Genomic DNA, 18,166 nt, shown 5'->3' on the forward strand with positions numbered 1-18,166 from the left:
AGGAAGAAACCAAAGCAATTAAAGAAAGTACTACGGATCCTGAGAGTGGCTACTATGTGAAAGATGAACGAACAAAACAGTTTGCCTATTCATTCCATGCTGCCGCAGATGCCGCTTATAAAACACCAGCGATTACAAGCTACCTATTTTACAAAGAAATCACACCTGCTTTACCCTATACACGTCCTCGTACAAAAGAAGGATTCTTTCGCAAACATGACTATGTTTACGATGAACACTTTGATTGTTACCTTTGCCCTTCGGGAGAAACTTTAAAGTACTCAACAACAAATAAAGAGGGCTATCGCGAGTACAAATCGCCCAAACAAATTTGTGCAACATGCTCATTTTTATCACGGTGTACGGAAAGCAAAGACCATCAAAAAGTAGTGACACGGCATATCTGGCAAGCATATGTGGAAGAAGCAGATCATCTGCGTCATCATCAAGAGGTAAAACCTATATATGCGAAACGCAAAGAAACGATTGAGCGTGTATTCGCAGATGCAAAAGAAAAGCATGGTATGCGTTGGACTACTTTAAGGGGACTTAAAAAATTGTCGATGCAGGCGATGCTTACTTTCGCTGCCATGAATGTAAAGAAGATGGCCACTTGGACATGGCAAGGTCCTAAAATGGCTTAACATAGTGGCTCGAAGAGCCCAAATCTCGTAACCTTTGATCAAAATTCAAAGGAATTTCAAAAGGGGTTCGGAATTTTTTAATTCCGAACCCCTTTTGTCTACAAACTGGAAGGTGGCGACTTGGCCGCTCCTTTCCACTAAAAGCACTCTCTTATCAAGGGGCGAACCAAGAGCCCCCAGTTCTTACAGGGAGCTCAGCTTATTCTCACTTTTGATAATCAATAAATAAACGATCATGGAAATGAAAATCGAAAATGCTGCTGTAATATAGATACTTCTATATCCAAAAAGATAGCCTATTTGCCCGAACAAGATGGCGCCCATGCCCACTCCAAGGTCAAAAAATGAAAAGTACGTGGCATTTGCCATCGCCTTCCGGTTAGGTGGCGTTTTTTCAATCGACCATGCCTGAAGCGCCGGCTGAACCGAACCGAACCCAAATCCATAAAGCACTGCCGCTAGGTAAAGGACCGCTTCACCAGGCATCCATGCCAACAGCAGCATCCCAGCCATGATGAGCACTGTCGAAGGTATGAAGATGGCTCGATGTCCCCTTCTGTCATATAAACGGCCCGAGAATAATCTTGTGACCATCAGGGCCATTGCATACACCAAAAAGTACCACTGGATTCCATCAACGCCTTTTTCCGCTGTATAAAGCGGGAGGAAGGTGGCAATTCCACCAAAAGTGACGGATATGAAAAAAATCAGCAACGATGGATGGATGGCACTTTTTTCATAAACATCGAACCTTTTGGCCACCGCTGCCGTTGATGGATCTCTTTCCACTTTTTGATATCGAATAAGTGACGCTGTAACGATGGCAAGTAAACCGAGTACTGAACAGATCAGGAATAACTCTTGAAATGGTAAAACCGCGGCGAGGAAAAGCCCCAAGGATGGACCGAAGGCCAATGCTAAATTTCCCGATAAACCGTAATAACCCATCGCTTCACCGCGTCGTTTCGCAGGGATTATATCAGAAGCGATCGTCCCTGAGGCCGTTGAAGAAAATCCCCACCCTACACCCTGTATAATCCGCATCATGAATAATAAACCTATGCTCCCCATGAAGCCGAAGGAACCCACCGACAAAGCAAAAATGGCTAAACCAACAAGAAAAACGATGCGCCTTCCCTTCGTTTCCAATAACCTTCCTGCGATTGGCCGAACTAGCAGGGCGGAAAAAGTGAAAATGCCAAGCACAGCCCCTACAAGGCGATCATCCCCGCCAAGCTGCTCAACAAACAGCGGCAGCGTAGGCATCGTCATTTGAAACCCCATGAAAATGCAAAGGTTTGCTAAACAGATCATGATAAAGTCCCGTGTCCAGATCTTGTCAGCACCCCGTACCCGTTCATCGACTAAAGTTTCCTTCATCCCTTCACCTTCTAAATATAATTGTCTTTGCCAGTTTACTAAAAATGGTTGCAAGAAGCCAACGATTTATTTCGTGTACCTAAATATATATAAAGAAAACCCCAATATGACAATAAGCATCGATTTGCCCCGTCAAGTGGAGGAAATTAACGGATGATTATGCAATGGCCTTAAAACTATTTTATAATGTAAGCAAAAAACCTTTAGGGGAGAGTGCCTATGAAGCTCCTATTGAACATGATCCTGGGTTTAGGCGTAAGTGCAGGTTTATTCCTTCTCTTACTATTCGGCTTAGATGAGGATTCAGGACCGTTCATCATAATAGCTCTATTGATTGTGGGTATCATAGGAATGCAAGTCACGATCTATCATATTATGAAAAAATTAAAGTAGGGGAAGATCGGATTGTATCAGCCATTGCCCCCTTACCCTCCTCTAGTACATTCTCCCTTCCATGGTAGATTGACAAGCGGAAAAACGGCGAGCATCTCTGTCATGATCTGAATTTCCCTGTTTCTCTCTTAGTTGATTTACAGATGAGAAAGGATAGTTCCCCAGCTGGAATCGAATTCTCCGCAGGTACCGCCCTTGCTGTTGCCTATTTTCCGGTCGCCGATGCAGTTCCCGTCATCCCCGGCACCTTGTTTCAGCAAATAGTGGCTTCCGTATTTGGTTCATCCTTAAACCTGTATTACCATAATTCAAAATCCGGAAATATAAACAGGTCCCATAGGGAAAAAGCCGACTTCTTTTGGCCGGCTTTTTCATTGATTGCTATTTCGTTATTTCGATTTTCCCATTATTCGTTTCCAATTTCACCAGGTTTTCACCCTTGCCAATGACAGTACTGCCCTCATACTTGCCAAGAATATCGATTTTACCATTGTCGACCGAGACATCGAAAGTCGTATTTGTCGGTTCATTTTCCGTTTGAATCATGATTTTACCGTTATCGCTTTCGAGATCGATCTTCCTATCCAAGTCTTTTGTAATCAGCATGATTTTGCCATTATTCGAGGATCCAACCAGTTCACCTTCAACATGATCGAGCTCCACCGCTCCATTCGAAGAATTCACTTCAACTTTTTTCGCAAGTATCTCATTTAATTCGATTCGGCCATTTTCCGATTTCACTTTCACATATTCACTTTTCAAATCCGATATTTTCACTTTACCATTGTCGGATTTGATTGCTAAGGATTTATACGCTCTCTCGGGCACATAAACCTTTAGATGTAGAGATTGAATATGGAAACCAAAGCTAAAGGTAAGCTGATTTTTCAATTTCACGGTTAGCTTCTTACCATCCACATCTGCAGTGAAATCCAGTTTGGAGTTCTCCACCCCTTTTGAAACCAGCTCTACCTTGGTTTCCTGACCCTTCGTCCGGATGATCTCGACGGTGGCATTGTCAGCAGAGATGTTTATGTTCGTCACGACATCCGAAATCGTCTTTACCTCTGTCGTCGCACTCTGATTCGTCACTTGGGAAAACGTAAACGCACTCCCTATTGCTCCAATCAAAAACAAAACAAGAGCTATGATCGATAACTTTTTAACATTGATCATTTTTTCAAACCACCTTTCACAAGGGATGCGTTAAATTTCAAATAACGAATGAACCCCTTCGTCAGGGCTCTCGTAGCGACAAACATCCCCATGGCCATGAAAATCCCAAGCCCGCATAATGCCAATGAGAAGAACAAATCAAATAATTGAAAGCTGCTCACTATAAGGTTAAGCAATGCGAATACCGGAGCAAGAATGAATGCTATCGCCGATGCCCAGCCTGCAAGGACGACTCCAACCAGTGCTATGAAAGGACCCAATACGATGACGAGATTGAAAAAGCCCAAGCCAATGACGGCCCAAACCGCCCTCATGACATTACCGGCAGAAGTGGTTTGTTCGACTTGGCCAAGATGATAGGTGGCCAGCAGTTCCTTGGCAATCTGTTTAGGATTCCCGAGCGATGCGGAAATTTCCTGATCTGTCTTTCCTTGCTCCATCCCTATTGTGAAATATTCTTCGTAGTCCTGCAGGATATCCTGCCGCTCCTCTAATGAAAGCCTTGTTAAAGAGTCATTCAACTGTTTTAAAAACTGTTCTTTATTCATTGGCTCACACCTTCCTTGATTAATTGATTGACTCCATTGGAAAATTCATTCCATTCCGTCAGCAACTCTTGAAGGTAATCCCGGCCTTTGTCCGTAAGCTTATAATACTTACGCGGAGGGCCTTCCGTCGATTCTTGCAAATAAGTCGTGAAATATTCTTCCTTCGTCAACCGTCTTAAAAGCGGATATACGGACCCTTCCGATATCTCGATCTGATCTGAAATCTTCTGTACGAGCTCATAGCCGTAACGGTCCTGCTTATCTAATAAAACGAGAACACACAGCTCGAGGACACCCTTCTTAAATTGTACATTCATGGACCCATCACTCCTCATTTAGGAATCTTAAGGTATAGTTCAATAAACAGTACTGATCATCAAACAATACATCTTATACAAATAATTTACCACACGGTATTGTTTATTGCAAGGTACTAAAAAAAATTAGTTATATTCCTTTCATTGAGGGTAGAAGGAAAATAACAACATCTATTCGAGGGTGGGAGAGAATACATTGTATAATAGTAAAATGTGGAAGGGGGAATTATTTTGGGTCATAAAGAAATAACGAAAAAGCAATTCGATTTTTTAAAAAATGAGTTCAATTACCTTGAAGAGGGAGGAATCATCTCCGAGCAAGAAAAAGAGAAGATGTTAGATTCCTATGCCGTGAAAGGGAATATGAGCTTCGTCACCATTCTCTTGTCCATCGGGGCATTGCTGTTAGGTTTGGGCGTTTTGACCTTCGTAGCCAGTAACTGGATCTATCTAGATAAAGTCGTGAAATTCCTGCTTATCATTGCGTGCTTGATTGGAGTGAACGTTGCTGGTGTAAAGTGGCAGCTGCGCTATCCCAAAACAGCAAGAAGCCTGCATTATGTCGGTATCTTAATATTCGGGGCTGGGATCTTCCTAATTGAACAAATGTTCAACATTGTCATCAATTTCAATAGTTCCTTCCTATTGTGGGCCATCGGAACGGTATTCATTTGCTACTACTTAAAGGATGTTTTCATCCTCCTTTTTACTTCGTTCCTGCTGTTCATTTATATCAATGGAAGTATATTCCTTGATGAAACATCTTATCCGTTAGCCATCATTGTGTTTTTACCGGCTTTATACATCCTATTGAAAAAATTCAATTACCCTAAGTATCCTGCCTTTTTCATTAATGCATTAGCCATCAATACCATCGCCCTATTTCTAATGGAATTCGTGCCGAAGCTTGATTTGGAAAACTCGAATACGATCGTCCTTTCCATCCTGTTTGTGCTCGGAATCCTGCTGGCTTTCATCCCGGTTACACCTGGATTACGAAACGTCATTCACATCCAAGGGCACATCTTACATGGCATTACGGCACTATTCCTTACCTTTGAGTTTTCGATTTGGTTCCCTTTAGCTTATTTTGTTTTCCTGCTATATCTGATTCTAAAAGGCAGCTTGACCAGCATCGTGATTATATGTGCATTGATCTTCAGATATTATCTCGATTCCTTTGACTTTTTGCCAAAATCGCTTACATTCATCATCGGCGGCATCATGCTTATCGGGTTTGGCTTTTTCTTTGAAAATCAACGAAAAAAAGGAGGCCATCTCCATGAATAATTCAGCATTCCAACCATTCATCGTTTTTTCCATACCGGTCTTGATTCTATTGATTTTGGCATTTCCTCCGTTCTTGACAACAATGACGGGAGAAGAAATCAAAATCAAAACGGCCCCCGTCGATCCGACAGACTTGTTTAGGGGCAGCTATGTAGCCCTCGAATATGACATTGAAACGGTCCAGCCTTACCAACTTGCCGATTCGATCAAATCCGAGTTCAAAGCAAGGAATATGGGAGATTATAAAAAGGTCTATGTACGCTTGAAACAAGACGGCAGCGGACTATATGAAGTCGATTCCGTAACGAAAAAGAAACCAAGCAAAGGAATGTACCTAAAAGGGGAATTGCAAATTCCTTATGAATTGAAAAAGGCAACAAGCATCCAGATTAAATACGGCCTGGACAATTATTTCGCATCAGAGGAAAAAGCAAAGCAAATGGAGTCGCGTGCATTGACTAGTCCTTCGATGGCGGTAATAAAAGTTCGCAATGGCAATGTTGTCTTAACCGATATTATCATTGAATGAATAGAAAAAGGAGCATCGAAAATTCGAGGCTCCTTTTCCTTATGGTGCTTCAAACGTTACATAGTCACTTAATGACCCGTTTTGCGCCGATATATTTTTCCTTCCAATACTTATCTATCATTTTCACTTCCTTGACTCCTTTGGATGTGGCCCCGATAAATGTGCCATTTCCATAATAGATTCCCACAAAACTAACCTGCCCTTTCTTACCTGTGGCATAAAACACCAAATCTCCTGTTTTTAAATCTTTTTGTTGTATGGCTTTGCCCGTTTTATATTGATCGACGCTAGTTCTCGGAATCTTCAATTCTGTCGCGGCATTTTTATATACATACTGGGTCAGACCACTCGCATCGAACCCTTTTGGTGTCGTCCCTCCATATTTATAAGAGCTTCCCACATGCTTCTTTGCCAACGCGGCAACTTCATCACCATAATTGATGGACGCTGAAGCATTGCCAGGACTTAATACGAATGCCCCCAATAAAGCCACAAGTAAAACGATGGCCCCGAGCCATTTTGAAACTGGTAAACGATAACTCATTCTTTTTCCTCCCCAAACTGAAAATGAACCACGATTTTAAATGTATGTTGCCTTTTTCGTTTTCATGTCAAAAACATCCACAATTCGTTTCCAGCATCTTAAAACACAAAAACCAGATAACTACCGTGTGTAACCTGAACGGTGTTATCTGGTTCCTTCTATATCTTCAATGGAGTACCATTATTTAGGTTCATCATAACTTCGAGCATTCTCGCTATCACTTAGCCCTTTAGTGGTATGATCGATCACACCGCCGACCCCAAAGAATGTAATGGCTATAAAGTTGATGATGCCCAAAGCCCCGCTCAATGCATCATCACTAATGGTAAAGCCGATTGGGTGAATGAAATTGTTTATGAACGCCGCAACCATCTGTACCAATAACAAAAGCCCAGGAAGGAGAACCGTGAATATAAACGTTGGATTCTTAAGGCGCACTTTCCAGTTGATCATTGCCATGCCCCCCTATCTATCATATTAAGCCCGTTTCATTAAGCATCCGGACTTGCTATATAGTATGCGGCTTGTCCTTTTTCCGTTCGGGAAATGCATCATATAATCTATCGCTCTAATCTCTTTCAAATTCCCTCTCTCTTAATCCCCCAAGTAGGGTTGGAAAACGCTAGAACCTTCATGAAAACAAGGAAGGAAGCGCCATTTCCCACAGTTTTGCTGAATGGGACTCCGACTGTTCCAATGCACTGCACTCTATATTAATAATCGGATGCGGCCTCTTTTGTCTACAGATTCCCCCATTTCAATAAGTAAGTAACAGCTTCAAGCCCTTGATACTCTATATAAGGCATTTTATACTTTCCTAATGTAAATAAGCTTAGACATTTATGAGGCGCTCAATAACAAAATGTAAATTAAAGGAACTTCCATGGAAGTCATCCGTATGTATTAGAGGAGGTGAAACATATGAAGAAGTATCTTTTCTTTACAATTAGTTTCCTATTGTTATTCACGATATTACAAGTGATATCCGGACTGATTCTAACTGCTGCATATACTCCTGATTTTTCAGGGGCAACTCCTATCGCCGGTTCTCCCGGTATGGTTTCACAGCCGCAATTGCCTGTCATGATAATGTCTGCGCTCTCAGCTGTAATGGCCTATTTCATTTCGAATCGAGTGATGAAAAGTAAGTGACTATTAGCAACAAAAAAAGAACGTTCAATCGTTGATTGACGTTCTTTCTTTATCAATGTACTAGTGAGCGATCGCCAGCACACCGGTCCATGATACTCATAAGCTTATCCAATATGTTCCCTACAATCGATTTTTCTCCAGGAACAGTCCTATCCGTTCTGCCGCTTCTTTCAATCGCTCGGGTGGCTGGACCAAAGCCATTCGCACATAACCCTCGCCCTGTTTCCCAAAAGCATCTCCTGGGACAACGGTAACTCCTGCCTTTTCAATCAAGGCATAGGCAAAATCGCGAGACTTCCACCCTGCTGGAATCCGGGCCCAAATGAACATGGTGGCGGATGTTTTCGGCACATGCCACCCAGCTTTTGCAAGACCTGCTATCAAGGCATCCCGACGTCTTTCATATTCCCGAGCCTGATCGGATAGCAATGAAAAGTTGGAAGTAAGCGCCTTTGCGGCAGCTTTTTGGATAGGATAAAAAACTCCATAATCAATATGTGATTTCAATGTTCCCAATATGTTCAACGCATCGCTATTGCCGACTACGTATCCAATGCGGCAGCCGGCCATATTAAATGTTTTCGAAAGTGAATTGAATTCAATTCCCACTTCTCTGGCACCTGGGATCGACATGAAGCTAATTTGGGGATGATCATCAAAAATCAATTCGGAATAGGCAAAATCATGAACCACCAGTATATCGTTCTTTTTCGCAAACGCGATCACTTCTGCGAAAAAGCTTTCATCAGCCAGGGCTGTGACTGGATTTCCGGGATAACTAATGATCATCATCTTTGCTTTTTTCACTATTTCCTCAGAGATTTCGTTAAGCTGCGGCAGGAATTCATTCTCTGCTGTAAGCGGCATCGGATGTATGATTCCACCGGCAAGCTTTACACTAGCTTCGTAAATGGGATATCCCGGATCCGGCACAAGCACATAATCTCCCGGATTTATCATCGCCATTGCCAAGTGTGCCAGGCCATCCTGGGATCCCATCAGTTGAAGGACTTCCTTCTCTTCATCCAGTTCCACTCCGTAACGGGCTTGATAAAAATATCGCACAGCCTCCTGGAATTCGGGCGTTCCCGTTAACGTATATCCGTAGGAATTAATATCCTGGGCATACTTCACAAGCGTATCCATGACAAAATCAGGCGGTGGTAGATCAGGACTTCCTACACTCAAATCGATAACATCCACTCCTCGTTTCATCGCTTCCTGCTTGCGCCCGGAAAGCTCTGTGAATATTCCTGTTTTGAATTTTCGGACTTTTTCAGATGGAAGCATGCTGACCATGCGCTTCCCCTCCATTCATAATCTTTTTCCTATCATTATAGCAATCTTTTTACAGGATTTTATAATTTTATATAGCTTTAGACAGAATCTGTTCGAGCGCCTCATCCAGATGATTGAATGTAAAGGCATAACCTTCCTTTATCAATCTTTCAGGCTTGACCCAGCGGCTTTTCAAGATCAATTCCGTTTCGGTCCCCATGAAGAAGGCGCCCATAGTAAGCAATGGTTCGGGGCAAGGCATGCCCATCTTTTTATTCATCGCCTGTCTCAGCTGTGCCATCAGCTCACGATTAGTGACTGGGTTAGGCGCGGAACAATTGAACACTCCCTCAAGCCCCTCATTCTGTTTTAGAAAAAGGACAATGTTGAACAAATCTTCTATATGTATCCAACTGAATTTTTGGTTCCCTGATCCTTGGCGGCCACCCAGACCGAATTTGACTAGATTCCTATAAGGAGTCATTACGCCGCCATTACCAAAAACAATGGCTATCCGCAAAGCAATTTGTCTCGTTTCCGGTAATTGGAAACGAAAGAATGAACGCTCCCATGCCTTCGCTACATCGACGGAGAATCCTGAACCGATTTCTCCATTCCCTTCTGTCATGGGTTTATCCTCTGCATGCCTGTATATCGTCGCCGTACTGGAGTTTATCCATAATGAAGGAGGATTTCCGCATTGCTCAACTGCCAGTCCGAGCACTTCTGTCGTGTCCGTGCGGGATTCCAAAATTTCTTTTCTATTCTTCTCATTGTAGCGGCAATTGACCGTTTTACCGGCGAGATTGATCAGCATTTCCGAATTATCGATGGCTTCCCTTAATCCTTTTCTATCATCCCAGCCAATATGGGGTGTTTGCCGGGAAATGATGACGACTTCATATCCAAGGTTCCTGAAATGTTGTTCAAAGTATTGTCCGACAAAACCAGTCCCGCCTGCTAAAACCACTTTCTTCAGCATATAACCAACCCGCTTTCTTCATATAAGATAATCGTTCATCTGGTGATTGTGAATTAATTCACAAATATTATATCATCTCATTACATTAAATGGTAGAAGATTTTCGATATCACAATCTGGAACAAACGCCTTAAATCAGTGTCATGGGCTGTTGGATATTCATGTTAAAATGAGGCTTGAATTAACAAGAAAGGAAGTTTTACAGGAATGGAGGGAGATAATGAAAAGACTTTGTACTCATTGCCATGCTGATATGATAGAGGATTGCCAAGTGAATGTTCAAGGCGGCATGAATGGACTCAAGATCATTAAAAAGTTGGGACTTTTCAGGAGTGTATCTGCAAAGCCTAAAGCATCTGTATGCCCCATTTGCGGTTATGTAGCTTTATATATAGAAGATTTCAGCGAATTTAACAAGTAGTGTTGGCAAGCAGCTAAAGCATTCGGGCAAAGCTGTTGGAATGCTGACTTTTCTACGGTGCGCAGTACCTTAACTGGGCGATTAATGGCCGAAAAAATGTTTCATGACTAGGAATTGGTGGAAAAGTATCATATAGGAGGGATAAGAAATGTTATCTAAAAAACCAGCAACCAGAATGCTTAGTGCCGCTATTCTGACCGGTTCCCTTTTAGGTGCAGGTGCATCCTTTTCGACTGAACCGGTTCAAGCCGCATCCACGGTGGAGGACTCCTCCAGCTTAGCGAAGACACACGCTATCACCACTTTACATGAAATCTACAATAAGGCCTTTTCTGGCGAAATGCCTTATACTGCCACAGGCTTAAAAATTAAGGAAAATACCCAAAAAGACGTATACAATACATTCGGATCTCCCCCAGAACCTGGCAATGACGATGGGACTTTTGACTTTTATCATCCAGAAATGGGACACCCTGGATTCTCCTTCACTTATGGCGAAGATAAGACCATTTCCCAAATCAGATATTTTGGGACAAATGTAGAACGCGATCATAACTTAGGAAGCATCACCCCTAAAGTATTGGGTGAACAACTTGGCAGTGCCGATCAAATCCGTCATATTTCAAGCACGGATGAAATCAACTACATCTACAAGACAGGTGATTATGAACTGCAATTCATAGTTGGTGAAGATCAAACTGTCAATCATGTCAATTTACTGGAAGCTAAATGATTTTTGATGAGTGCAAAGGAATAATCGTTGCAAGCTGCCGGAGCTCGGCAGCCTTTTTTCTTGGAAAATGAAAATTTATCCACGAAACAGAAGCTTTTATCTGTGAATTTGGCGATTTTTCTGCGAATTCGACGCATTTTTTTACGAATTTGGCGATTTTTCTGCGAAACCGACGCATTTTTCCGCGAGTTTGGCGATTTATCGATTTTTGGACAAAACAAGGATCAGGCAAGCAGGTCCGCCACAGTGTAAAAATATCGTGCAATAGCTTTAAGTTGATACGATTCTTTGGCGCACTGCGTTAGGTAAACCAGGTATTTTTTCCCTTCATAATGGAAACTAAACGGATTTTCACGCATTGAAACGAATTCGATTCAATGCGTGAAAATCCGTATAATTCATCAAGATTCATTCACACTAATGATATAAGTTATTTTCATTGACTTTTTTCCTTTTCTTGTATAGTATCACAGAGTATCAATCCCTATCAGATTACTAGGAGGTCTACCGAAATGAAAAAAATGGTTGCACTTTTATCGCTATTGTTAGCTTTCACGGTTGTACTTAGCGCTTGTGGTTCAAATACAAAAAACGAGGCAAACAATACCGACAATAAATCTTCTTCACAAGAAAATCTATACGATAAAGTTAAAAAAGATGGCGTATTAACAGTCGGAACTGAAGGTACATATCCTCCTTTCACATTCCACGATGATTCGGACAAATTAACGGGCTTCGACGTTGAAATTGCTGAAGAAGTGGCAAAACGCCTTGGAGTGAAAGCTGAATTCAAGGAAACGCAATGGGACGGCCTGTTTGCAGGGTTGGATGCGAAACGTTTTGATATGATTGCAAACCAAGTGGGCATTAATGAAGGCCGCCAAAAGAAATATGATTTCTCGGATGCCTATATTCAATCAGGTGCCGTACTGCTTGTTCACAAGGATAATAAAGATATTAAATCGTTCCATGACTTAAAAGGTAAAACTTCGGCACAATCCTTAACGAGCAACTACAATGATCTGGCTGAATCCCATGGAGCTAAAGTTACCGGCATCGAAGGGTTCTCCCAAAGTGTTCAACTTATTGGTTCCAAACGGGTGGATGCCACGATCAATGACAAATTGTCGTTCCTTGATTATAAAAAGCAGCACCCGGATGCGCCAATTAAAGTGGCCGATGAGGAAGAAAACGGAGCTGCAAGTGGTTTAATGTTCAGAAAAGACAGCGGCAAATTAGTGGATGAAGTAAACAAAGCATTAAAAGCGATGAAAGACGACGGCACGTACGCTAAGATTTCAGATAAATGGTTCGGTGAAGATGTTTCTCCTAAGTAATATTTTCAACGACCCTGAGCGTATGAACCAGCTTGTTTCCATCGCGCAAACCTCCCTCTATCCGATGATAGAGGGAGCTATTAAAAATACAATTCCACTAACTTTGATTACATTCGTTCTTGGTCTTATTCTCGCAGTTCTTACTGCGTTGGCTCGATTATCTTCCATTAAAATATTTCAAATAATTGCACGAGTATATGTGTCAATCATCCGTGGGACACCATTACTTGTGCAATTATTCATTATCTTTTATGGGCTGCCGAACCTAGGCGTCACCATCAGCCCTTTTATATCGGCTATCATCGGATTCTCACTAAGCGTTGGAGCATACGCTTCGGAAATTATCCGTGCATCGATTTTATCGATACCAAAAGGGCAATGGGAGGCAGGCTATTCAATTGGAATGACATATACCCAAGCTTTGAAACGTATCATCTTGCCGCAAGCGGCTCGTGTATCCATTCCCCCGCTTTCAAATACGTTCATCAGCCTTTTAAAGGATACATCGCTCGCATCACTGATCCTTGTTACGGAATTATTCCGCAAAGCACAAGAGATCGCTGCAAAAAACTATGAATTTCTATTACTCTACATCGAAGCCGCTGCCCTATATTGGATTTTGTGTACGATTTTATCTTTCATACAAGGAAGTATCGAGGACAAGCTTAATCGCTATGTAGCAAAATGAGAACCACAGCAGTCAAAGGAGATTTTAACATGATCAACATTAAGAATCTTCATAAATCGTTTGGTGACCTTGATGTATTAAGGGGCATCGATTTGGAAGTGGAGCAAGGGAAAGTCATCGTACTGATCGGACCTTCTGGTTCAGGTAAAACAACCTTTCTTCGGTGTTTGAATCTCCTTGAGGTGCCTACGGACGGGACGATCGAGATCGATCAAACGGTGATGGACTTCAATAAGCCGGTCAAGAAAAAATCGATTACCTCTTTCCGCAGTTTGACAGGGATGGTATTCCAAAGCTATAATCTCTTCCCCCACAAAACGGCCCTGGAAAATGTAATGGAAGGTCCGATCATTGTGAAGAATATAGCGAAACATCAAGCGAAAGAAACGGCGACGGCTCTGCTGACAAAGGTTGGATTAGGTGAAAAAATCGATTTTTACCCTTTTCAATTGTCCGGCGGACAGCAGCAGCGTGTCGGCATCGCAAGGGCCCTGGCCATGGAGCCGAAGGTCATGCTGTTCGACGAACCCACCTCGGCCCTGGATCCTGAATTAGTCGGAGACGTGCTGAAGGTAATGAAAGACTTGGCAAAAGAAGAAGGCATGACAATGATCGTCGTCACTCATGAAATGCGTTTCGCTCGTGAGGTCGCCGACGAGGTCATCTTCATGGATGAAGGAAAAATAATGGAACGGGGAACACCCGACCAAATTTTCACCAATCCGAAAGAAGCGCGCACACGTAAATTTCTCAATCTGATTCAAGGATGACCTGGTGCATTCTTTTCGCAAAAAATCCCCCATTCTAGAGATGGGGGATTTTTGTGCTTCAACAATTATAAGGAGCTTCGATTCGATTAGCGCGGGCTTGATAATTCTGAAAAAGAATCCATGCAAAAACGGAAAGGATCGCGCCCGATAAAAATGGCAAGCCATTTGAAATGGAAAATAACCAACCGCCTATAGGAGGACCGGCAATCCTTCCGAAGGAATCGAAGGAAGAAAGCAGTCCGGTGATACTGCCATGTCCCGTATTAGACCTTTTCGTCAGCAGTGCCGAAATCGCCGGTCTGATGAACCCATTTCCCATACCGAAAAACGTAAGGAAGATCGCCGATGTCCAGAAGCCGGAAGAAAACAGAATGAGGGCGAATCCTACTGCGGAGATGATGAGCCCCAACTGGATGACCACACCTTCCCCGTATTTCTTGCTCAGCCTGCCCACCAGGCCACCTTGGACAATCGCACTGCCAAATCCCATGATCATGAAGATGTATCCTAATTGCACAAGGCTGATATCAGCCTTTTTTGCCGCAAAATAAGCAAAAGTCGTTTCAAGTCCTGCCATCGAAAGCGTGACAATCATTTGTAGGATGAACAGGTAACTAAGAGGGCCTTTAAAGCCACTCCATCTGGACTGTTTACTTTTAAATCGAGGGGCTCTCTTTTCGACTGGAAGTGATTCCTTCAATAGGAACATCACGAGCAGCAAGGTAATCATAGAGGAAATCCCCGCTATGTAAAAGGGTACATTCAAGCTTGTTTTGGAGAATATTCCGCCAATCGCCGGTCCAAAGATGAAGCCTAGCCCAGTGGCTGCCCCGATGATTCCCATCCCTTTTCCCCTCTCTTCCGGCTTCGTGATATCAGCTACATATGCCATGGCCGTCGGCATGTTTGCCGAGGATAAAACGCCGCCAACCATCCGGGCTACGAATAATCCCCATAAAGAATCTGCTAGAGCCATGATGAAAAACGAAACGGCCAATCCAGCAATGCCGATGGCCATGACTGGCTTACGTCCCACCCTGTCGGAGATGCGCCCCCATATCGGTGCAAAAAACAGTTGCATGAACGAATACACTGCCATTAACAGCCCCAACTCCGTAGGACTGCCGCCAACCTTTTCTGCCAAAAAAGGTATGACAGGAATGATGATTCCAAATCCGACCATCACCAAAAACATCACCAAAAAAAGGACGGGTAACACTTTTTTCGTTTCCATTATTCTTTTCTCCTTTATTTTTTCCTCCAACCATACTACTTAGCATGAACCGCCCAGCCATTCTTTAAACAGCCCATCATACAAACTTTACCAAGCATTAGGAACCTTCATGCCAAATGCTGCTTCCTAAACAGCAGGCATACAATGCCTCGGAGTAAAAAACACTGCAGATACCTTTGATACAGTCTGCTTGTGCACTATACTGGAGGGTAAGAGCGATGTTAAGGAGGCAAAACGATGTCTAATGAACAATGGATTCTAATAATTGACGATGAACAAGATTTGGCACATCTCATGGAGACCGTTTTACATAAAGAAGGCCTGGCTAATATTGTGACGGCAGGGACGCTTGCAGACGGATGGGCTCGATTCCAAGAGCTTGATCCCGCTCTCGTCTTACTCGATATCATGCTGCCTGATGGCGAAGGCTATGATTTATGCAGGCGTATTCGTGAAGTTTCCAATGTACCCATTTTATTTTTGTCGGCAAAGGATGAGGAAATCGACAAGCTTTTAGGGTTGGCGATTGGCGGCGATGATTACATTACCAAGCCATTCAGTCCGAAGGAGGTTGCCTACCGGGTGAAGGCGCAGCTGAGACGAGCTGGTTTTTCAGAGGAAAAACACGTCCCGAAAAATTTGCTGATTGGTCCGTTTGAGCTTAGTGCAAATGAAACCGAATTGAAGAAGGATGGCAAGCCTATTCAGCTCACCGCAAAAGAAATCGGATTGATGAGCTGTTTCATGCATCATCCGAATCAGATTTTAAGCAAGGAAACTTTGTTTGGACATGTATGGGGCGATGAATTTTTTGGCTCGGATAATACCGTGATGGTCCATATTCGCCGCTTACGCGAAAAAATCGAGGCAGATCCTTCAAAGCCAGCTTTTATCCTAACCGTAAAGGGACTTGGGTATAAATTGCAAACCAAGGGCAAACAAAGATGAAGTGGAAATTGACAGGCCGCTTTTTAGGATCCGTTGTGACGATCGTAGTGATCGTGGGGATTGTGAATACCATTTTGCTTATATGTTTACTTTTTGTTCATATAGACACGGAAGAGGAATCTGCGGAGAACTTTAGCAGGCAATTTTCACAATATGTAGACCTCAAAGATAATAAACCAAAGGTAAATGAAGAAGGACGAGAAAGTCTGAGGAATAATAACGCATGGATACAATTTTTGAATGATAAGGGGCAGCAAGTTGCAGCCTATTACACCCCTCAGAAATTGAAAACCGTATATACTCCTGCTGAAATCGTCCAAATGTATAAGTACAAGGAAGTTGATTCTGAGACGACTGTTTTTGTCGGTGAAGCCTCCAATTTCAGCTATTTTATCGGAGTTAAAGATCGAGGAATAGGCCGGTATGTATTGTCCTATAATTATGATAGCCTTTTAAAGTACATCAACATCATCCTTTTACTATTTCTATCCGTCGATATCATGATTGCATTAGTCATTGGTTTCTTATTTGGAAAAAAGTTAACGAGTCCGCTCCACATTTTAATAGAAGGAATACAGCAGCTTCGGGATAGGCGCTTTAAAAAGATGAGCATACCAAAGGGCGTTTATGAAGATGTATTTCGCAATATGAATGAACTATCGGTAAAGTTAGATCAGTATGAAAAAGAACGCAATCAACTCGACAACATGCGTGAAGAATGGATTAGCAACATTTCACATGACATGAAGACACCACTATCTTCCATCCTTGGGTATACGGAATTGATGAGGGAAAGCGCCGTGGATTTAACGCCGCAAGAATTGGATGAGTATATAGCCATTATTAATAGACAGTCCATATATATGAAGGATTTGTTAGATGATCTCAATTTAACGATGCGTTTGCGAAATCAACGACTACCTATACAATTTGAAGAAATTGATATCGTTGGATTCATACGCGAAATGACGATCGAATTGTTAAATGATTCATCATTTGGGGATCGACAGATTGAATTCGAGGCAAATGTCGATAAAGCAATCCATCAAGTGGATAAAAAATTACTGAAACGGGCAATTTTCAATCTAATCTACAATGCGCTCGTACATAATGATGAAAATGTCGTCGTGAAAATCAAAATTGATGCCATTCATCAACAATCAGATACTCATACCCAAATTACCATTGCCGATAATGGCAGCGGCATTCCCGCCAAAGATTTGGCACAAATTTTTGAACGCTACTATCGAGGTACGAGTACCGCCAACACACACGGAACAGGCTTGGGGATGGCCATTGCAAGGGATATTATACACGCTCATAAAAGTAAGCTGGACTTGACTAGCATTGAAAATAAGGGAACGACCATTACGATACTTTTATAAATATTTTTATTACAGAGAAGGGCTGTCCACAACTTACGGACAGCCCTTCTTTCCTATTTAAGCTTTTCTTGGGCCTTCTTTGGGATTTCCTCGAATGTCACTTCATCATAGGAAGATACTTGATCTTCATCCTTCACGTATACCTTCAAATAGGCATCTTTCCGCAGATTTTTTTGTGCCGTGAATTCAAGCGTCTCCGTTTCACCATCAGCATTTGTGGCCTCCAGTTTATATGAATAAGAAGTCATCACCGAACCATCGTCAAGTTTGTGTTCATGCTGTGTTCCATCCTCCGTAATTTGCAAATAATAATTATCGGCATTCATGCGGTTAAAGTCTAGTTTAGTAAGAGCGAAGACTCCTGCCGCTCCCAGTATAAACAAAATTCCAACTATCATAAGAAATTTCTTCATCTCG

General features: G+C 42.5%; 22 protein-coding genes. 12 read left to right on the forward strand and 10 right to left on the reverse strand.

Annotated features, from left to right (window positions below):
• Nucleotides 1-644 (forward strand): transposase (locus AS888_RS18015; protein WP_185113126.1); only part of this gene is annotated, 644 nt, incomplete at its 5' end.
• Nucleotides 645-827: 183 nt separating this feature from the next.
• Here AS888_RS18015 and AS888_RS18020 read toward each other — a convergent pair.
• Nucleotides 828-2,024 carry an MFS transporter gene (locus AS888_RS18020; RefSeq protein WP_061143532.1) on the reverse strand — a complete coding sequence of 399 codons (1,197 nt, stop codon included), beginning with the start codon at nucleotides 2,022-2,024 and terminating at the stop codon, nucleotides 828-830.
• A gap of 219 nt (nucleotides 2,025-2,243) precedes the next feature.
• Here AS888_RS18020 and AS888_RS25900 point away from each other — a divergent pair, with 219 nt between their 5' ends.
• Nucleotides 2,244-2,417 carry a hypothetical protein gene (locus tag AS888_RS25900; protein WP_155645542.1) on the forward strand — a complete coding sequence of 58 codons (174 nt, stop codon included), beginning with the start codon at nucleotides 2,244-2,246 and terminating at the stop codon, nucleotides 2,415-2,417.
• A gap of 381 nt (nucleotides 2,418-2,798) precedes the next feature.
• On the opposite strand, the gene AS888_RS18025 is transcribed toward AS888_RS25900, so the two are convergent.
• The 3 genes from AS888_RS18025 to AS888_RS18035 are packed head-to-tail and all read right to left on the reverse strand — an operon-like array spanning nucleotide 2,799 to nucleotide 4,458.
• Nucleotides 2,799-3,593: a DUF4097 family beta strand repeat-containing protein gene (locus tag AS888_RS18025; RefSeq protein ID WP_061143533.1), complete on the reverse strand. Its 795-nt coding sequence runs from the start codon at nucleotides 3,591-3,593 to the stop codon at nucleotides 2,799-2,801.
• On the reverse strand, nucleotides 3,590-4,141 hold the full coding sequence (locus AS888_RS18030) for a DUF1700 domain-containing protein (protein ID WP_061143534.1): 552 nt from the start codon (nucleotides 4,139-4,141) through the stop codon (nucleotides 3,590-3,592). Before AS888_RS18030 ends, AS888_RS18025 begins: the two co-directional genes overlap by 4 nt.
• Nucleotides 4,138-4,458, reverse strand: coding sequence for a PadR family transcriptional regulator (locus AS888_RS18035; RefSeq protein ID WP_061143535.1), 321 nt, complete (start codon nucleotides 4,456-4,458; stop codon nucleotides 4,138-4,140). Before AS888_RS18035 ends, AS888_RS18030 begins: the two co-directional genes overlap by 4 nt.
• A 231-nt stretch (nucleotides 4,459-4,689) precedes the next feature.
• On the opposite strand from AS888_RS18035, the gene AS888_RS18040 reads away from it, so the two are divergent.
• On the forward strand, nucleotides 4,690-5,748 hold the full coding sequence (locus tag AS888_RS18040) for a DUF2157 domain-containing protein (protein WP_061143536.1): 1,059 nt from the start codon (nucleotides 4,690-4,692) through the stop codon (nucleotides 5,746-5,748).
• Nucleotides 5,741-6,277 carry a GDYXXLXY domain-containing protein gene (locus tag AS888_RS18045; protein ID WP_061143537.1) on the forward strand — a complete coding sequence of 179 codons (537 nt, stop codon included), beginning with the start codon at nucleotides 5,741-5,743 and terminating at the stop codon, nucleotides 6,275-6,277. The genes AS888_RS18040 and AS888_RS18045 overlap by 8 nt, the downstream gene beginning before the upstream one ends.
• Before the next feature lie 64 nt (nucleotides 6,278-6,341).
• On the opposite strand, the gene AS888_RS18050 is transcribed toward AS888_RS18045, so the two are convergent.
• Nucleotides 6,342-6,821 (reverse strand): C40 family peptidase, encoded by a 480-nt coding sequence (locus tag AS888_RS18050; protein ID WP_061143538.1) that lies wholly within the window; start codon nucleotides 6,819-6,821, stop codon nucleotides 6,342-6,344.
• 180 nt (nucleotides 6,822-7,001) lie between these two features.
• Complete coding sequence (locus tag AS888_RS18055; protein ID WP_061143539.1) at nucleotides 7,002-7,274, reverse strand: phage holin; 273 nt, start codon at nucleotides 7,272-7,274, stop codon at nucleotides 7,002-7,004.
• A gap of 468 nt (nucleotides 7,275-7,742) precedes the next feature.
• Here AS888_RS18055 and AS888_RS18060 point away from each other — a divergent pair, with 468 nt between their 5' ends.
• A complete protein-coding gene (locus AS888_RS18060) occupies nucleotides 7,743-7,973 on the forward strand; it encodes a hypothetical protein (RefSeq protein ID WP_061143540.1) in 231 nt (76 codons plus the stop codon).
• A 120-nt stretch (nucleotides 7,974-8,093) separates the two neighbouring features.
• Here AS888_RS18060 and AS888_RS18065 read toward each other — a convergent pair whose 3' ends face one another.
• Nucleotides 8,094-9,263 (reverse strand): LL-diaminopimelate aminotransferase, encoded by a 1,170-nt coding sequence (locus AS888_RS18065; protein WP_061143629.1) that lies wholly within the window; start codon nucleotides 9,261-9,263, stop codon nucleotides 8,094-8,096.
• Nucleotides 9,264-9,339: 76 nt separating this feature from the next.
• Nucleotides 9,340-10,233 carry a TIGR01777 family oxidoreductase gene (locus AS888_RS18070; RefSeq protein ID WP_061143541.1) on the reverse strand — a complete coding sequence of 298 codons (894 nt, stop codon included), beginning with the start codon at nucleotides 10,231-10,233 and terminating at the stop codon, nucleotides 9,340-9,342.
• 220 nt (nucleotides 10,234-10,453) lie between these two features.
• Here AS888_RS18070 and AS888_RS18075 point away from each other — a divergent pair, with 220 nt between their 5' ends.
• The 5 genes from AS888_RS18075 to AS888_RS18100 all read left to right on the forward strand — a co-directional run bounded on the left by AS888_RS18075 (nucleotide 10,454) and on the right by AS888_RS18100 (nucleotide 14,182).
• Nucleotides 10,454-10,654 (forward strand): hypothetical protein, encoded by a 201-nt coding sequence (locus tag AS888_RS18075; protein WP_061143542.1) that lies wholly within the window; start codon nucleotides 10,454-10,456, stop codon nucleotides 10,652-10,654.
• A 148-nt stretch (nucleotides 10,655-10,802) separates the two neighbouring features.
• Nucleotides 10,803-11,387, forward strand: coding sequence for a YjgB family protein (locus AS888_RS18080; RefSeq protein WP_061143543.1), 585 nt, complete (start codon nucleotides 10,803-10,805; stop codon nucleotides 11,385-11,387).
• A 512-nt stretch (nucleotides 11,388-11,899) separates the two neighbouring features.
• Nucleotides 11,900-12,724, forward strand: coding sequence for an amino acid ABC transporter substrate-binding protein (locus tag AS888_RS18090; protein ID WP_061143545.1), 825 nt, complete (start codon nucleotides 11,900-11,902; stop codon nucleotides 12,722-12,724).
• Nucleotides 12,708-13,412, forward strand: coding sequence for an amino acid ABC transporter permease (locus AS888_RS18095; RefSeq protein WP_061143546.1), 705 nt, complete (start codon nucleotides 12,708-12,710; stop codon nucleotides 13,410-13,412). Before AS888_RS18090 ends, AS888_RS18095 begins: the two co-directional genes overlap by 17 nt.
• A gap of 29 nt (nucleotides 13,413-13,441) precedes the next feature.
• A complete protein-coding gene (locus tag AS888_RS18100) occupies nucleotides 13,442-14,182 on the forward strand; it encodes an amino acid ABC transporter ATP-binding protein (protein WP_061143547.1) in 741 nt (246 codons plus the stop codon).
• Between the two features lie 58 nt (nucleotides 14,183-14,240).
• On the opposite strand, the gene AS888_RS18105 is transcribed toward AS888_RS18100, so the two are convergent.
• A complete protein-coding gene (locus tag AS888_RS18105; RefSeq protein ID WP_061143548.1) occupies nucleotides 14,241-15,416 on the reverse strand; it encodes an MFS transporter in 1,176 nt (391 codons plus the stop codon).
• Nucleotides 15,417-15,653: 237 nt separating this feature from the next.
• Here AS888_RS18105 and AS888_RS18110 point away from each other — a divergent pair, with 237 nt between their 5' ends.
• Both AS888_RS18110 and AS888_RS18115 read left to right on the forward strand, forming a co-directional pair.
• Nucleotides 15,654-16,364, forward strand: coding sequence for a response regulator transcription factor (locus AS888_RS18110; RefSeq protein ID WP_061143549.1), 711 nt, complete (start codon nucleotides 15,654-15,656; stop codon nucleotides 16,362-16,364).
• Nucleotides 16,361-17,749 (forward strand): sensor histidine kinase, encoded by a 1,389-nt coding sequence (locus AS888_RS18115; protein WP_061143550.1) that lies wholly within the window; start codon nucleotides 16,361-16,363, stop codon nucleotides 17,747-17,749. The genes AS888_RS18110 and AS888_RS18115 overlap by 4 nt, the downstream gene beginning before the upstream one ends.
• Before the next feature lie 53 nt (nucleotides 17,750-17,802).
• Here AS888_RS18115 and AS888_RS18120 read toward each other — a convergent pair whose 3' ends face one another.
• Nucleotides 17,803-18,162 (reverse strand): YxeA family protein, encoded by a 360-nt coding sequence (locus AS888_RS18120; protein ID WP_061143551.1) that lies wholly within the window; start codon nucleotides 18,160-18,162, stop codon nucleotides 17,803-17,805.
• Between the last annotated feature and the right edge of the window lie 4 nt (nucleotides 18,163-18,166).

It is taken from the genome of Peribacillus simplex, from assembly GCF_001542915.1.
In the GTDB taxonomy this organism is placed as follows: domain Bacteria; phylum Bacillota; class Bacilli; order Bacillales; family DSM-1321; genus Peribacillus; species Peribacillus simplex_B.

Bases quoted from the DNA above. Each gene is read 5' to 3' on its own strand.
- AS888_RS18030 (WP_061143534.1), bottom strand. From the start codon at position 4,141: ATGAATAAAGAACAGTTTTTAAAACAGTTGAATGACTCTTTAACAAGG.
- AS888_RS18055 (WP_061143539.1), bottom strand. From the start codon at position 7,274: ATGATCAACTGGAAAGTGCGCCTTAAGAATCCAACGTTTATATTCACG.
- AS888_RS18045 (WP_061143537.1), top strand. From the start codon at position 5,741: ATGAATAATTCAGCATTCCAACCATTCATCGTTTTTTCCATACCGGTC.
- AS888_RS18070 (WP_061143541.1), bottom strand. From the start codon at position 10,233: ATGCTGAAGAAAGTGGTTTTAGCAGGCGGGACTGGTTTTGTCGGACAA.
- AS888_RS18120 (WP_061143551.1), bottom strand. From the start codon at position 18,162: ATGAAGAAATTTCTTATGATAGTTGGAATTTTGTTTATACTGGGAGCG.
- AS888_RS18020 (WP_061143532.1), bottom strand. From the start codon at position 2,024: ATGAAGGAAACTTTAGTCGATGAACGGGTACGGGGTGCTGACAAGATC.
- AS888_RS18050 (WP_061143538.1), bottom strand. From the start codon at position 6,821: ATGAGTTATCGTTTACCAGTTTCAAAATGGCTCGGGGCCATCGTTTTA.
- AS888_RS18035 (WP_061143535.1), bottom strand. From the start codon at position 4,458: ATGAATGTACAATTTAAGAAGGGTGTCCTCGAGCTGTGTGTTCTCGTT.
- AS888_RS18105 (WP_061143548.1), bottom strand. From the start codon at position 15,416: ATGGAAACGAAAAAAGTGTTACCCGTCCTTTTTTTGGTGATGTTTTTG.
- AS888_RS18100 (WP_061143547.1), top strand. From the start codon at position 13,442: ATGATCAACATTAAGAATCTTCATAAATCGTTTGGTGACCTTGATGTA.
- AS888_RS25900 (WP_155645542.1), top strand. From the start codon at position 2,244: ATGAAGCTCCTATTGAACATGATCCTGGGTTTAGGCGTAAGTGCAGGT.
- AS888_RS18075 (WP_061143542.1), top strand. From the start codon at position 10,454: ATGAAAAGACTTTGTACTCATTGCCATGCTGATATGATAGAGGATTGC.
- AS888_RS18090 (WP_061143545.1), top strand. From the start codon at position 11,900: ATGAAAAAAATGGTTGCACTTTTATCGCTATTGTTAGCTTTCACGGTT.
- AS888_RS18115 (WP_061143550.1), top strand. From the start codon at position 16,361: ATGAAGTGGAAATTGACAGGCCGCTTTTTAGGATCCGTTGTGACGATC.
- AS888_RS18065 (WP_061143629.1), bottom strand. From the start codon at position 9,263: ATGCTTCCATCTGAAAAAGTCCGAAAATTCAAAACAGGAATATTCACA.
- AS888_RS18025 (WP_061143533.1), bottom strand. From the start codon at position 3,593: ATGATCAATGTTAAAAAGTTATCGATCATAGCTCTTGTTTTGTTTTTG.
- AS888_RS18080 (WP_061143543.1), top strand. From the start codon at position 10,803: ATGTTATCTAAAAAACCAGCAACCAGAATGCTTAGTGCCGCTATTCTG.
- AS888_RS18060 (WP_061143540.1), top strand. From the start codon at position 7,743: ATGAAGAAGTATCTTTTCTTTACAATTAGTTTCCTATTGTTATTCACG.
- AS888_RS18095 (WP_061143546.1), top strand. From the start codon at position 12,708: ATGTTTCTCCTAAGTAATATTTTCAACGACCCTGAGCGTATGAACCAG.
- AS888_RS18110 (WP_061143549.1), top strand. From the start codon at position 15,654: ATGTCTAATGAACAATGGATTCTAATAATTGACGATGAACAAGATTTG.